Origin of the sequence: Sphingomonas sp. Leaf198 (assembly GCF_001424005.1) — a bacterium.
Taxonomy (GTDB): domain Bacteria; phylum Pseudomonadota; class Alphaproteobacteria; order Sphingomonadales; family Sphingomonadaceae; genus Sphingomonas.
Window position 1 is genome coordinate 263155 of record NZ_LMPX01000002.1, and the last position, 12454, is coordinate 275608.

Genomic DNA, 12454 nt, shown 5'->3' on the forward strand with positions numbered 1-12454 from the left:
TAGGGACGCGGCGCGCGAACCGCTAGTGCACGCGGCGATCGACGCGCTCTAGTGGTTCAACCGAACACACCGTAGCGTTCGCGCCATGCGGCGACCTCGTCCTGCAAATGCCGAGGTGCAGCCTCCCCCGAGAGGACGAAGCGCGCAACGTCGTTGTCGGGATGCATCAGCATCTTCTTCGACCCGTCGCTGAACCAGACCGGGACCAGTTGGTCGCACACGCTGTCCAACACGGTGGCCGCCATGCCATTCGCGATTGCGTCGCTGCCAGCGAGCACGCGGACGTTGATCGAGACGCCTTCGAGGCAGTTCTGCGGTTCTTTGACGAAATTGAGCGACACGAGAAGCCCGGACCGGTCGGGCCGCGCCGCGTCAGGCAGACGCGCAACCCGTCGCCACGCGCAGAACCATGTCCGACAGATGCGCGGGCGGACGGCGTGGATCCCGCACCCCTTATCGGAGAGGTGGGTGCACGGCGTTCCCGCGGGTTTGGCGAACTCAGGCGTGTTCACCGTCAGCACGGTGCAGCACGCGGTGCAATCGCCGCACTCTCGATCAGGCAGGATCGGCCCGAGCAACGTGGTTTCCACGTCGGCTTGGGGCTGCATCTGCGCGCGTGGGTCGACCGGGGTCGGGGTATCACGCCGATCCACGGTTCAATTCCCTTCGGAATCCACCGTGAAGACCATCGGCTTGCCGCGCGACATCGGCTCCCATCCCGCGGCCAACGCCGCCCGTACGCCGCGCGCGATCGTCGCGTCGTCGATCTGAAGCCGCCCGCGCGGCAAGCCCTTCAACAGGCGTTTCGGCGCAGGGAATTCGAGCAGGGCTTCGCGCTGCGCATCGTCCTGCAACAGCGAGATCGTCATGCCCTTCCACCCGTCGGCATCCGTGTGTTGCGGCTCGCGCTCCAGGTTCCAGTCGTATCGCGTGCCGTCGACCTCGACGGTGCCGGTGTTGCTTTTGGTGTTTGCCATGGCGGCGGCCATAGCATGGCTGTCGCTAGAGGCCACGCGTTGAGGTTGCGACGGATTTGCGGGGCGCGGTGCCGTTGCGCGGTTGGGTCGATCAGTGCGTGACGATCGCAGTTAGTGCCCCACCCCGGCGGAGGCCGGGGCCCAATTGGAGAGGTCGTGATAACGAAGCGCAGCGGTCGCCAGCAGCGTTTCCCAATTGGGCCCCGGCCTCCGCCGGGGTGGTCCCTAGCAGGGACGTTAACAACGAACCGGAGCTATCCCCGTCGTAAAGGTACTCCTGATCCAACACCGTCCCTAACGCTGCCGTGTTCTCCCGCGAAGGCGGGAGCCCAGTCTGGGTCCCCGCCTTCGCGGGGAAACAATCTGCCTTCCTGAGCGCTTACCCCCGTCCCATCATGTGATCGACGAACGACGCCAGCGTCTTGAAGCCCGACAGCTTCATCCCGCTCTTCTCGCCGGTCATCGACGCCGGCACCAACGCGCGTTCGAACCCGAGCTTGCTGGCCTCCTTCAATCGCAACGGACCATGCGCGACCGGGCGGATCTCCCCCGACAGCGCGACTTCGCCGAACGCCACCGCATCGACCGGCACGGGACGTTCCGACATCGCCGAGATCAACGCCGCCGCCACCGCCAGATCCGCTGCCGGGTCCTGCACGCGGTAGCCGCCGGCGATATTGAGATACACCTCGGCGTTCGAGAAGCTCAGCCCGCACCGCGCCTCCAGCACCGCAAGGATCATCGCCAGCCGCCCCGAATCCCAGCCGACCACCGCACGCCTTGGCGTCGCACCGGACGCAAGTCGGACGGTCAGCGCCTGAATCTCCACCAGCACCGGCCGAGTCCCCTCCAGCGCCGGAAACACTGTCGCCCCCGTCATCGCATCGTCGCGGTGCGTGAGGAACAGCGACGAAGGATTGCCGACCTCCGCCAGCCCCTCGGTCTGCATCGAGAACACGCCGATCTCGTCGGTGCCGCCGAAGCGGTTCTTGATCGCGCGAAGGATACGATACTGGTGGCTGCGCTCGCCCTCGAACGACAGCACCGTGTCGACCATGTGCTCCAGCACGCGCGGACCGGCGATCGAGCCGTCCTTCGTCACATGCCCGACCAGCACGACCGCCGTACCGCGTTCCTTGGCGAAACGGATCAGTTCCTGCGCGGAGGCCCGCACCTGGCTGACGGTGCCGGGCGCACCCTCGATCAGGTCGGAGTGCATCGTCTGGATCGAATCGATCACCAGCATCGCCGGCGGCTTGGTCTGCAACGTCGTCAGGATGTCGCGCGTCGAGGTCGCCGCCGCCAGTTGCACCGGCGCGTTGCCCAAGCCCAGCCGCCGCGCGCGCAGGCGGACCTGATCCGCCGCTTCCTCGCCCGAAACATACGCGACCGACTGCCCGGCGAGCGCCATCTTCGCCGCCGCCTGCAACAGCAGCGTCGACTTGCCGATCCCCGGATCGCCGCCGATCAGCGTCGCCGAGCCCTCGACGAAGCCGCCACCCAGCGCACGATCGAGTTCGGCGATCCCGGTCGCCATCCGATCGGGAAGCTTGATCTCCGCATCGAGTCCGACGAGCTGGATCGCCCGCCCGCCGGTCTGCAGATTGTGCTTCGAATGGAACGGCGTGGCGGCGGTGTTCGCCTCCTCGACCAGCGTGTTCCACTCGTTGCAATCGGCGCATTGCCCCGCCCAACGGTGCGACACCGATCCGCAGGCCTGACACACATAACGCTTCTGGGGTTTCGCCATATCGACGATGTACGAGAACGATACGGGAACATCAATGGGCGAGGACATGCACGGTGGCCAAGCTATCGTGCGGATTTAGTGGCGCTTCACCGCACCCGGCGTTATCCGCGCGGCGATGGACGCCACCGACCTGCGTATTGCCCTGTTCAGCGGCAATTATAATTATGTTCGCGACGGCGCCAACCAGGCGCTGAACCTGCTCGTCGGGCATTTGCTGTCGCAGGGCGCAAAAGTGCGTATCTATTCGCCGACCAACGCCAAGCCCGCCTTCCCGCCGACCGGCGATCTGGTTGCGGTTCCGTCGCTGCCGCTGCCGGCCGGGCGCGGCGAGTACAAGATGGCGCGCGGGCTGCCCGCCGCGATCCGCCGCGATCTCGATGCGTTCGCGCCGAACCTGATCCACGTCTCCGCACCCGATTTCCTCGGTCACCGCGCGATCGCCTATGGCCACCGCCACGGCCTCGCCACGATCGCGTCGCTGCACACCCGGTTCGAGACGTATTTCCGCTACTACAAGATGGCGTTCTTCGAACCCGTCATGATCAGGATCCTGACGCGCTTCTACAACCGCGTCGACGAAGTGCTGGTGCCGGGGCGCGGCATGGCCGAGATCGTCCGCGAGTGGGGCGTGACGACGCCGACCGCGATCTGGTCGCGCGGCGTGAACCACGATCGCTTCACGCCGACCCGCCGCGATCTCGCCTGGCGCCGCGAACACGGCATCGCGGACGGCGAAGTCGCGGTCGGGTTTCTCGGCCGGCTGGTGAAGGAGAAGGGCCTCGACGTCTTCGCCGACGTGATCCGCACGCTCGAGACGCGCGGCATAGCGCACAAGGTGCTGGTGATCGGCGAAGGTCCGGCGCGCAACTGGTTCGCCGAGCGCGTGCCCGGCGCAGTCTTCGCCGGGTTCCAGTCGGGCGACGATCTCGGCCGCGCGGTCGCGTCGATGGACGTGTTCTTCAACCCCAGCGTCACCGAGACGTTCGGCAACGTCACGCTGGAAGCGATGGCCTCGGGCGTACCCGTCGTGGCGGCGCGCGCCTCGGGCGCGGTCGGCCTGGTCGACGACGGCGTCACCGGCTTTCTCGTGCCGCCGACTGACATCGCGGGCTATGCCGACGCGATCGGCCGGATCGTCACCGAGCCAGGCCTGCGCGAAACGATGGGCTGGGCCGGCCACGACAAGGCCGCGGGCTATCTGTGGGATACAATCAATCAGACGGTGCTCGACACGTATTTGCAGGTGATGGCCCGCCGGGGAGCGTAGTTCGCTCTGACCCGGACGCTCAGGATGGCGATCCGGCTCTCGAGAACCATTCGTTCAGCGCGATCGGCGGAATGAGTGTCCCGCTATGGTGTCAAAATCGGGACCGAGCATGGTCTAACCGGCACCTCCAGCCACGGCGCTGATAGCGATCGCAATCTGGTTGGTATCATGTGGTCGCGAGGTAAGTTTGGCTCACTCAGTCAGGGGGCGAAAAGGTTGCAGCTTGTCCATGCGTCGACCCATCCTGGTCGGTTAACTGCCAAATACAACCGTCATCAATTGAGAATCGGCGACCGGATTTCGTTATTCTTACGCCGCAATATCCAGAGTAATGTCCGTCTTTTTTGACCTTATCCAGCAGGATCTGTCGATCCGCACGATTGATCGGCTCTGCGGATAGACGTGACGGTAGCGATGTAAACTCGCTCCATCCGTAACCGAAACAGCGCTGAGCTGCGATATTGGCGTAAATGAAAACGGGATCGGGATCGGCGTTGTGAGCGACCACAGCGAACGGCGCTTGATTATAAAGCCAATATTCATCGCAGTTTTCAGTAAATAGGGCATTGCCTACGATGCGGCGGTAACTACCGACCAACAGCTCGAAGAACGCCTTATCGAGGTAGATTTGGCCAGTCGGTCGAGCGGGCGGCGAACCTGAGGCCTCCGCTGCTTCGATTTTCTGACCCTTGTGAGCCTCGATGTTCTGGAGAATGCCGGTCATTTCGGAAGCTCTTCTTTCGATCGCTGCGGGAAAAGACGGATTGGGCTAGGACCGGAGCACGAAGCACGCTTCTACAGCGCAATCACGCCGCGCGCATCTGGCCGAACCGGTACTTTATCGCAGGGTTCGACCGGTTTGACTGGGCTCGCCAGCCCTGAATGATCCGCACATCGACAGGGCTAGCGGCTTGCAATGATGGGCGAATGACCACAACCGGCACTGCACGATTGAAAGCCAGCTGTCTGCAACCCGCGTCATCCCCCATTTGCCGGATATCCCCTCCGCCTCCGCCGCGATTTTTGCGGGTTCTGGCGCGGGCCATGCGCGCGTCGTGCGTGCCAAGGCGGCCGAACTTCGCGATGAAGTACCGATCCGGCCGGATGCAGGCGGTGTGATTACCCTGTAGAAGCACCGCATCCGTACAGATTGCGGTTACGCAAAAGCCTGCCTCCAAGCTCGAAACGAGGATGTCCGCGTATGAACGTCTTGACCGATCACGCCGAACTTGATGGCCATGACCAGCTCGCAGCCTTGATGGCAGCCAATGTTCACCCGCCGATCCACGAGACGCTGGATATCGTTTTGGTCGAACTCGAGCGTGGTCGCGTGGTGTTCGAGGGTTCGCCGTCGCGCAAGGTCTACAACCCGATCGGATCGGTGCATGGCGGCTATGCGGCGACGTTGCTCGACAGCGCCTGCGGCGCCGCGGTCCATTCCAGCCTGCCCGCGGGTCAGGGTTTTACGACATTGGAACTCAAGGTGTCGTATCATCGCGCGCTGAGCGAGACGAGCGGACCAGTGCGTGCCGAGGGCAAGGTTGTTTCGCTAGGGCGCCGTGCCGCTTTTTCCGAAGCTCGACTGCTGGATGTACAGGGACGACTATGCGCATCGGCGACATCGACCCTGCTGATCTTCCCTATGGCGGCTTCCACTGCGTGACCCGATCGAGCGTGAGCAGGCTATGCTCGCATGCGACTTTAGCCTGCCGACCTGATAAATTGGTATCGAGAAGCAGACCGTAACCGCAGTTGACGGGCGTTATCGAAAAAGGCGGCAGCGTCGCGCGATGGTGGCGATCGCGATACCCCCGCCCGGAAGCGGGCGTTCCGCTTTCCTCTCCAAACCGGCCAATCCGCTCACGCTTGAGACTTCCCCTGGGCGGACCGGACGCCCCTACCCTAGAGGGTAGGAGGATCGGTTTAAACCGCCTCCGTCCAGTCGAACGTCAGCGGCGCTTCGCGGAAGGCGAACCGGTCGAGGTGGCTTGAGACCACGTCGCGCATGCGGTCGACGTCCTCGCCCGCCGGGACCGTCAGCGCGACGTCGAGCGTCGCGGTGTCGGCGCGCATCTCGAGCACCGCGCCGTTCGGGAAGGCGATGCGGCCCTCTTCGGCCGAGAACGTCACCTCCATCTTGTGGCTCCAGTGCTTGGCGAGTTGCTGGAGATACTTGCTGGCGGATTGCGTCGGCACGCGTGCGACCGAAATGATGGGCGAGACGCTCACTTGAGTCGCTCGATCTTCTGCGCCGCCTCGTCGAGCAGGCCCGCGACCGCGTGCAGCGTGTCCTCGTTCACGTCCTCGCGCATCAGCCGCGTCTGCAGCACCTGGCGCAGATTGCCCATCGCGCGGCGGATCGGCGCGCCGTCGGTCCGTTCGGACTCGGCGCCGACGGCGGCCAATCGGGCGAACAGCGCCTCGACGATCTCGGCATTGTCCTTCAGCAACTGACGCCCTTCGTCGGTCACCGCGAAGCGCTTCTTCGCGCCTTCCGACTTCTGCTCGTCGATCAGCCCCATGTCGTCGAGCGTGCTGAGCGTGGGATAGATCACGCCCGGGCTCGGCGCATAACTGCCACCCGCCAGTCCTTCGATCTCGCGGATCAGGTCGTAGCCGTGGCGAGGTGCATCCGCGATCAGCTTCAACAGCACGAGCTTCATCTCGCCGCCGTCGAAGACCCGGCGGCCACGACCGCGTGGCCGCCCGCCCGCCTTCCAATGGGCATGGTCCTCACCATGCTCGCGACGGCCGTGGCCGCCATGCCGGGGGCCGCCGCTCCACGGTCCAAATCCCATTTCGTTACGCATTCAAGTATTCTCCGATATCTCCAAGATGGTCTGAGATATATCTCAGAATATTCCATATTCAAGGGATGCACTGAATTTTGTTCGATCTCGCCGAGCAGCAGTCCAGAGGTCGTACCGCGCCGCCAAGGGTTCAATGTCGGCACCACACCCCTTATGTTCTCTCAGGCGAACGCACTGCCGCAGCGATGTCGGCGATTGCCGTGCGCCGCGGTATCGCCCGCTGCTTCCCTCGATCCGTGGAACCCGAGACCCGATGGCCGACACGCTCTTCAGCGCCAACGCACCGCGACCGCTCGCGGAAATCCTGCGCCCGCGCCGGTTTTCGGACATTATCGGTCAGGAACACCTCGTCGGACCCGAGGGCGCGCTGGCGCGGATGATCGCCGCTAAGCGGCTGTCCTCGTTCATCCTCTGGGGCCCGCCCGGGGTTGGCAAGACGACGATCGCGCGGCTGATGGCGGACGAGGTCGGCTACAACTTCATCCAGCTGTCGGCGGTGTCGACCGGTATCGCCGACCTGCGCAAGGCGCTGGCGGAGGCCACGCGATTGCGCGAATCGGCGTCGAAACCGACCGTCGCGTTCGTCGACGAGCTTCACCGGTTCTCGCGGCCGGTGCAGGATGCGCTGCTCCCCGCGGTCGAGGACGGGACGATCGTGCTGATCGGCGCGACCACCGAGAATCCGAGCTTCAGCCTGGTATCCGCACTGTTGTCGCGCGCGAAGGTGTACACGCTCAACCGCCTCGCCGCCGCCGACCTCCACCGCGTGATCGCGCGGGCGGAAGCGCATTTCGAACGCCCCCTGCCGCTCACCGAAGATGCGCGCGACGCGCTGGTGGCGATGGCGGACGGCGACGCGCGCTATCTGCTCGGGCTGTGCGAGGATATCGTCGCGACCGATCACCCCTCCGATCTCGATACCATCGCGCTGGCCACCTTGGTGCAGCAACGCGCACCGCTCTACGACAAGGGGCAGGAAGAGCATTTCAACCTGCTCAGCTGCTTCCACAAGAGCCTGCGCGGCAGCGATCCCGATGCGGCGCTGTACTGGGCGGCGCGGATGATCGCCGGTGGCGAGGACCCGTCGGTCGTGTTCCGCCGGCTGTGCTGCGCCGCGTCGGAGGATGTCGGGCTGGCCGATCCGCAGGCGCTGGTCCAGGTGATGACCGCATGGCAGGCGTTCGAGCGAGTCGGCCTGCCCGAGGCGCGGTTGTTCCTCGCGCAGGCGATCAACTATGTCGCGACCGCGCCGAAATCGAACGCCTCGTACCGCGCGTTCGACAAGGCCAGCGCGCTGGCGAAATCGACCGGGTCGATCGCGCCGCCCAAACGCATCCTCAACGCGCCGACCAAGCTGATGAAGGAGCTCGGCTACCACGACGGGTATCAATACGACCACGATCACCCCGATGCGTTCGCGGGGCAGAGCTTCTTTCCCGACGAGCTGGGCGGGCACGATCACCCGGTGCTCTACGAACCGAACGAGCGCGGCTTCGAACGCGACGTGAAGAAGCGCCTCGAATTCTGGAACCGCCGCCGCAAACAGGCGCCGGAAGCCAAGGACTGACGCGCGATTGGACAGCGGCGCGCGCCGATCTGCGTCGCGATGCGTTGGGGGTGCTCGTCCTGCCATCCCCAAGTCGTGAGATCCTCATGTCCATCATCGACCCCGCGCGCGACTATGCGACGCGCGACGCCAGCATCGTCGTCAACAGCTACACCACCGTGCTCCGCCGCCCGGGCGTTCCGCATGAGGTATTCGCGACCTATTGGCGCGACGTCCACGGCCCGTTGTGTTCGCGCATTCCGGGGCTGGGCTGGTACGTTCAGACGCATCTGAACCGGGAGCAGGACGCGCATCTGTGGCCGGCGATCGACGGCATCGCGCCGTTCGACGACTATGTCTTGGATGGCGGCGTCGAGATCGGCTTCGCCTCACCCGAGGACCAAGAGACGTTCAACGATTCCTGCGCGATCCTGTTCGCGGACGAACAGAACATGTTCGCGGCGACCGTCGCCTATGCGCTGCCGAAGGGGTCACGGACGCTGGTCGACCGCGCCCCGGACCCGATCCCGAACGGCGACGACGGTCTCGACCGCCTCCATGTCCATTTCGGCGCGCGCCACGACGACGCGGCGGGCTTTGCCGCGTACATGACGCAGTTCGCCGAGACGCTGGCGGGCAATCCGGCGGTACTGAAGGTGCGGGTCCATTTGCCCGAGCGCTACGACAATGCGGACCCCGCCCCGCCCGCGCCCAACGTCGATCATAGCGTGCCGCCCGAACGCGCGCTGGTCGCGATCCTCGACATCGCGTTTGCCACGCCGATGACGCGCCGCACATTCTACGCGTCCGACGCGTTCCAGCGCACTACCCCGGGTCAGAAGGCGCATATCGCCCACACCTCGGCGTTCGCGGTCAGCGGGGTCTACACCTATGTCCGCGACGGCGCGCTGACGGTCGCGGGTCTGCGCGGCAGCCGCCCCGCGCAGCTGATCGAACGGCTCGGCGCCGCCAACCAGGTCGCCGACGACGCCCACCACCTGCTCTTCACGGGCAACCTCAAGGACTAGGCGCGGCTCGCGGCACCCTTTGCCCGGCGGCTGGCCAGCGTGCTGCCGGGCACCGAACGCCCGGCCGAGCCGTCGATCCGATAGCGGACCATCACGCCGATATGATCCGACAACATCGCGTTGTCGGGACCGCGACCGAACGGCGCACTGAGCGCGAGCGGCTGGATGGCGGCGGCGGTCGACGGACGGTACAGCAGGAAATCCTTGGCGCGCCCGGTCGAGTAGGCGATGTCGGCGGGCTGCGTCACCAGGCAGGTCCGCGACTCCCGGCACTTCAGCGAGCCCCCGGTCAGCGCGGTCGCGCCGCCGAACATGTGCTGCGCGAAATAGGCGCGCCGTGCGATGTCGCGGCCGACGTTGAAGTCGCCCGCCACCAGCATCGTCCCGCCAGGCCGCGCCATCGAACCGATGAACCCGCTGAGCACGTCGATCTGGCGCCGGTACGCGTACAGCGCGCGGGGCTCGGAAACACCGGTCGCGCCGTTCGAGTTGAGATGCGTGTCGATCACCGTGACCGGCCCCGCGACACCGGGCACCGCGATCAGCGCGGCCATCGCGCCCTTGTTCGCGAGGCAGTCATAGCCCGCACAGACCGGATAGCTGATCCGCCGCACCGCCAGGATCGGATAGTCGGAGAAGATCGCGAGGCCGCTGCCGACATGCTTGCCGACCCGCTCGCCGCGCAGCATGCTGCCGTCGGCGACGAACTGCCGGTCCTGTGCGGTTGCGGGTTCCGCGGTCGCCTCGGCCGGCGCGCCGAACGCGACGTAGCGATAGCCTGCCGCGGCACCGATCGCCTTGGCCTCGGGCACGAACGATTCCTGCAACGCGACGATTCCGGGTTGCCGCCCCTCGGCGCGCATCGTGCGAAGCTGCGCGGCGATCGCCGACAACGCGCTCGATCGGTCCTCCGCGACCGGCCAGGGCACGCCGTGGACGTTGTAGGTCATCACCGACACGCTCGTGCCGGGCGCAGTCATGGCGGAGGACGGCACCGCGGCGGGCGCTGCGCTTCCGACCAGCGCGGCGATACCGACACCCAAACTCGCGATCCGTACCGACACCGTGCGATCTCCCTGCTCTTGCTTCGACGACGAGACGCCGCCGCCGCATCGGTTCCGCATGTCCCGAGTAAAACTTCCGCGATTTTCGGTGCGCGACACTGCGGATCGATCGCCTCGTCGGCGTCTCCCAAGCAACGCCAAGGGGAATGTCATGACGGCTCGCGATCGCGCCACGCTCGCCAAGGTTGCCGCCAAGGTGCCGGCGGTGACGACGGCGTTCTGGATCATCAAGATCCTCGCCACCACGCTCGGCGAGACCGCGGGCGACACGGTCAGCATGTCGCTGAACCTCGGCTATCTCACCGCCACAATCGTCTTCGTCGCGATCCTGCTGCTGTTGGTGTGGCAACAGGTTGCGGCGGACCGCTATCGCCCGGCGCTCTACTGGGCGACGATCATCGCCTCGACGACCGCGGGCACGACGCTCGCGGACTTCGCCACCCGCTCGCTCGGGATCGGCTATCCCGGCGGATCGCTGCTGCTGCTCGGCTGTGTCGTCGCGTCGCTGGCGCTGTGGTACACCCGGCTCGGCTCGGTGTCGGTCGCGACCGTGCATGAATCTCGCGCGGAACTGTTCTACTGGCTGACGATCACGTTTTCGCAGACGCTGGGCACCGCGCTCGGTGACTGGACCGCGGATACCGGCGGGCTCGGCTACGGCGGTGCCGCGACCCTGTTCGGCATCGTGCTCGCCGGGATCGCAGGCCTGTATCTGTGGACAGCGGTCGACCGGGTCCTCCTGTTCTGGAGCGCGTTCATCCTCACCCGCCCGCTCGGCGCCGCGGTCGGCGATTTTCTCGACAAGCCGGTCGATCATGGCGGGCTCGCGTTCAGCCGACCCTATGCGTCCGCGGTGCTGGTGATCGCGATCGTCGTCCTGGTGCTGCTCAAACCCTTGTACCCGTCCGGACGCCGCGCCACCTGAACCGCGATGCCGAGCCCGCCGCCTGTAAATTCCGAAACCGGCGAGGCGACGCGTTTTACCCGGTTCACCGCGATCGACTGGTCGGGCGCTCGGGGTCATCGCCACAAGGGTATCGCAGTCGCGACCTGCGGGATCGGCGATGCGGCGCCGATATTGGTGTCGCCGCCCGGCTCAGCGGCTTGGTCACGCGCTGACGTGCTCGACTGGATGCTCGATCATCGCGGTTCGGCGATGCTAATCGGGCTCGATCTCTCGCCGGCGTTTCCCTTCGTCGATCAGGGCGGCTATTTCCCCGGCTGGCAGCAGAGCCCCGGCGATGCGCGCGCGTTGTGGGACCTGGTGGAGACGCTGTCGTCGGCCGATCCGTATCTCGCGGTCGACACCGTGTTGCGCGATCCCGACATCCGCCGCCATTTCCGCCAGCACCGCGATTGCGGCGATATGTTCGCGGGCGGCGCGGGCCGGATGCGCGTCTGCGAGCTGGGCCAGCGCGCGATGGGCTTCGCGCCGACCAGCTGCTTCAACCTGGTCGGCGCGGCGCAGGTCGGCAAATCGAGCCTGACGGGGATGCGCGTGCTGCACCGGCTGGCGGGCCGAATCCCGGTATGGCCGTTCGACCCATTGCCCGATCACGGTCCGGCGATCGTCGAAATCTACACCACGATCGCCGCGCGCGCCGCCGGGATCCGCAAGGGCCTGAGCAAGATGCGCGACGCCGCCGCGCTCGATGCGGCGCTGGCAGGGCTCGGCAGCAATCCGCATACGCCGCTGCCGCGCTACGACGATCACGCCACCGACGCGATCCTGACCGCGGCGTGGCTGCGCGCGAACGCCGATCGCGCCGATCTCTGGGCACCGGCAGCCATGACGCACGATATCGCCCGCACCGAGGGCTGGACCTTCGGCGTTTCTTGAAGCATTGGAGCGCAACGTCGCGGACGCCTTGCCGCTGCGCACGTGGGCCGGTTTAGCTCAGTTGGTAGAGCGCCAGTTTTGTAAACTGGATGTCGCGGGTTCGATTCCTGCAACCGGCACCATTTTTCACCGTGATTGGACGGACAGTCGAAACTCTTCGACGGACACGGCC

At 66.0% G+C, this 12454-nt stretch carries 13 protein-coding genes and 1 tRNA gene; 7 read left to right on the top strand and 7 right to left on the bottom strand.

All coding sequences use genetic code 11. From position 1 onward, the window contains the following. Positions 1-56: 56 nt before the first annotated feature. The 3 genes from ASG20_RS08275 to radA form a co-directional block, all read right to left on the bottom strand. A complete protein-coding gene (locus ASG20_RS08275) occupies positions 57-608 on the bottom strand; it encodes a YkgJ family cysteine cluster protein (protein ID WP_056052847.1) in 552 nt (183 codons plus the stop codon). 48 nt (positions 609-656) lie between these two features. Further along, positions 657-989, bottom strand: coding sequence for a hypothetical protein (locus ASG20_RS08280; protein ID WP_056050954.1), 333 nt, complete (start codon positions 987-989; stop codon positions 657-659). A 367-nt stretch (positions 990-1356) separates the two neighbouring features. Next, on the bottom strand, positions 1357-2727 hold the full coding sequence (gene radA, locus ASG20_RS08285) for a DNA repair protein RadA (RefSeq protein WP_056052850.1): 1371 nt from the start codon (positions 2725-2727) through the stop codon (positions 1357-1359). Positions 2728-2842: 115 nt separating this feature from the next. Here radA and ASG20_RS08290 point away from each other — a divergent pair, with 115 nt between their 5' ends. Then, entirely contained in the window at positions 2843-3994 is a 1152-nt protein-coding gene (locus tag ASG20_RS08290; protein WP_056050955.1) for a glycosyltransferase family 4 protein, read from the top strand. A 196-nt stretch (positions 3995-4190) separates the two neighbouring features. Here ASG20_RS08290 and ASG20_RS18995 read toward each other — a convergent pair whose 3' ends face one another. Beyond that, positions 4191-4718 (bottom strand): MEKHLA domain-containing protein, encoded by a 528-nt coding sequence (locus ASG20_RS18995; protein ID WP_082470854.1) that lies wholly within the window; start codon positions 4716-4718, stop codon positions 4191-4193. Positions 4719-5195: 477 nt separating this feature from the next. Between ASG20_RS18995 and ASG20_RS08295 the strand changes: the two genes are divergently transcribed. Continuing rightward, the gene (locus ASG20_RS08295) at positions 5196-5657 is read left to right on the top strand and encodes a PaaI family thioesterase (protein ID WP_056050957.1); all 462 of its coding nucleotides are present in this window, start codon (positions 5196-5198) and stop codon (positions 5655-5657) included. A 260-nt stretch (positions 5658-5917) separates the two neighbouring features. Here the strand turns inward: ASG20_RS08295 and ASG20_RS08300 are convergent, their stop codons facing one another. Both ASG20_RS08300 and ASG20_RS08305 read right to left on the bottom strand, forming a co-directional pair. Continuing rightward, positions 5918-6223 (bottom strand): DUF2218 domain-containing protein, encoded by a 306-nt coding sequence (locus ASG20_RS08300; RefSeq protein WP_056050960.1) that lies wholly within the window; start codon positions 6221-6223, stop codon positions 5918-5920. Further along, entirely contained in the window at positions 6220-6804 is a 585-nt protein-coding gene (locus tag ASG20_RS08305; RefSeq protein WP_056050962.1) for a PadR family transcriptional regulator, read from the bottom strand. The genes ASG20_RS08300 and ASG20_RS08305 overlap by 4 nt, the downstream gene beginning before the upstream one ends. A gap of 253 nt (positions 6805-7057) precedes the next feature. Between ASG20_RS08305 and ASG20_RS08310 the strand changes: the two genes are divergently transcribed. Together ASG20_RS08310 and ASG20_RS08315 are read left to right on the top strand one after the other, a co-directional pair. Further along, on the top strand, positions 7058-8371 hold the full coding sequence (locus tag ASG20_RS08310; protein ID WP_056050965.1) for a replication-associated recombination protein A: 1314 nt from the start codon (positions 7058-7060) through the stop codon (positions 8369-8371). Between the two features lie 86 nt (positions 8372-8457). Beyond that, the gene (locus ASG20_RS08315) at positions 8458-9378 is read left to right on the top strand and encodes an EthD domain-containing protein (protein ID WP_056050968.1); all 921 of its coding nucleotides are present in this window, start codon (positions 8458-8460) and stop codon (positions 9376-9378) included. Here ASG20_RS08315 and ASG20_RS08320 read toward each other — a convergent pair. Next, positions 9375-10442: an endonuclease/exonuclease/phosphatase family protein gene (locus tag ASG20_RS08320; RefSeq protein ID WP_168371613.1), complete on the bottom strand. Its 1068-nt coding sequence runs from the start codon at positions 10440-10442 to the stop codon at positions 9375-9377. The two genes, ASG20_RS08315 and ASG20_RS08320, sit on opposite strands and share 4 nt — an antisense overlap. Before the next feature lie 151 nt (positions 10443-10593). Between ASG20_RS08320 and ASG20_RS08325 the strand changes: the two genes are divergently transcribed. The 3 genes from ASG20_RS08325 (at position 10594) to ASG20_RS08335 (ending at position 12404) form a co-directional block, all read left to right on the top strand. Continuing rightward, positions 10594-11367, top strand: a complete 774-nt coding sequence (locus ASG20_RS08325) for a COG4705 family protein (RefSeq protein WP_056050974.1) — start codon at positions 10594-10596, stop codon at positions 11365-11367. Positions 11368-11373: 6 nt separating this feature from the next. Beyond that, positions 11374-12282, top strand: a complete 909-nt coding sequence (locus tag ASG20_RS08330; protein WP_056050976.1) for a hypothetical protein — start codon at positions 11374-11376, stop codon at positions 12280-12282. Positions 12283-12328: 46 nt separating this feature from the next. Next, positions 12329-12404: transfer RNA gene (locus ASG20_RS08335), tRNA-Thr, on the top strand. Positions 12405-12454 lie beyond the last annotated feature (50 nt).

What these genes read in the sequence shown, in the direction of transcription:
- ASG20_RS08275 (WP_056052847.1), bottom strand. Translation starts at nt 608, where the DNA reads ATGCAGCCCCAAGCCGACGTGGAAACCACGTTGCTCGGGCCGATCCTG.
- ASG20_RS08280 (WP_056050954.1), bottom strand. Translation starts at nt 989, where the DNA reads ATGGCCGCCGCCATGGCAAACACCAAAAGCAACACCGGCACCGTCGAG.
- radA (WP_056052850.1), bottom strand. Translation starts at nt 2,727, where the DNA reads ATGGCGAAACCCCAGAAGCGTTATGTGTGTCAGGCCTGCGGATCGGTG.
- ASG20_RS08290 (WP_056050955.1), top strand. Translation starts at nt 2,843, where the DNA reads ATGGACGCCACCGACCTGCGTATTGCCCTGTTCAGCGGCAATTATAAT.
- ASG20_RS18995 (WP_082470854.1), bottom strand. Translation starts at nt 4,718, where the DNA reads ATGACCGGCATTCTCCAGAACATCGAGGCTCACAAGGGTCAGAAAATC.
- ASG20_RS08295 (WP_056050957.1), top strand. Translation starts at nt 5,196, where the DNA reads ATGAACGTCTTGACCGATCACGCCGAACTTGATGGCCATGACCAGCTC.
- ASG20_RS08305 (WP_056050962.1), bottom strand. Translation starts at nt 6,804, where the DNA reads ATGCGTAACGAAATGGGATTTGGACCGTGGAGCGGCGGCCCCCGGCAT.
- ASG20_RS08310 (WP_056050965.1), top strand. Translation starts at nt 7,058, where the DNA reads ATGGCCGACACGCTCTTCAGCGCCAACGCACCGCGACCGCTCGCGGAA.
- ASG20_RS08315 (WP_056050968.1), top strand. Translation starts at nt 8,458, where the DNA reads ATGTCCATCATCGACCCCGCGCGCGACTATGCGACGCGCGACGCCAGC.
- ASG20_RS08325 (WP_056050974.1), top strand. Translation starts at nt 10,594, where the DNA reads ATGACGGCTCGCGATCGCGCCACGCTCGCCAAGGTTGCCGCCAAGGTG.
- ASG20_RS08330 (WP_056050976.1), top strand. Translation starts at nt 11,374, where the DNA reads ATGCCGAGCCCGCCGCCTGTAAATTCCGAAACCGGCGAGGCGACGCGT.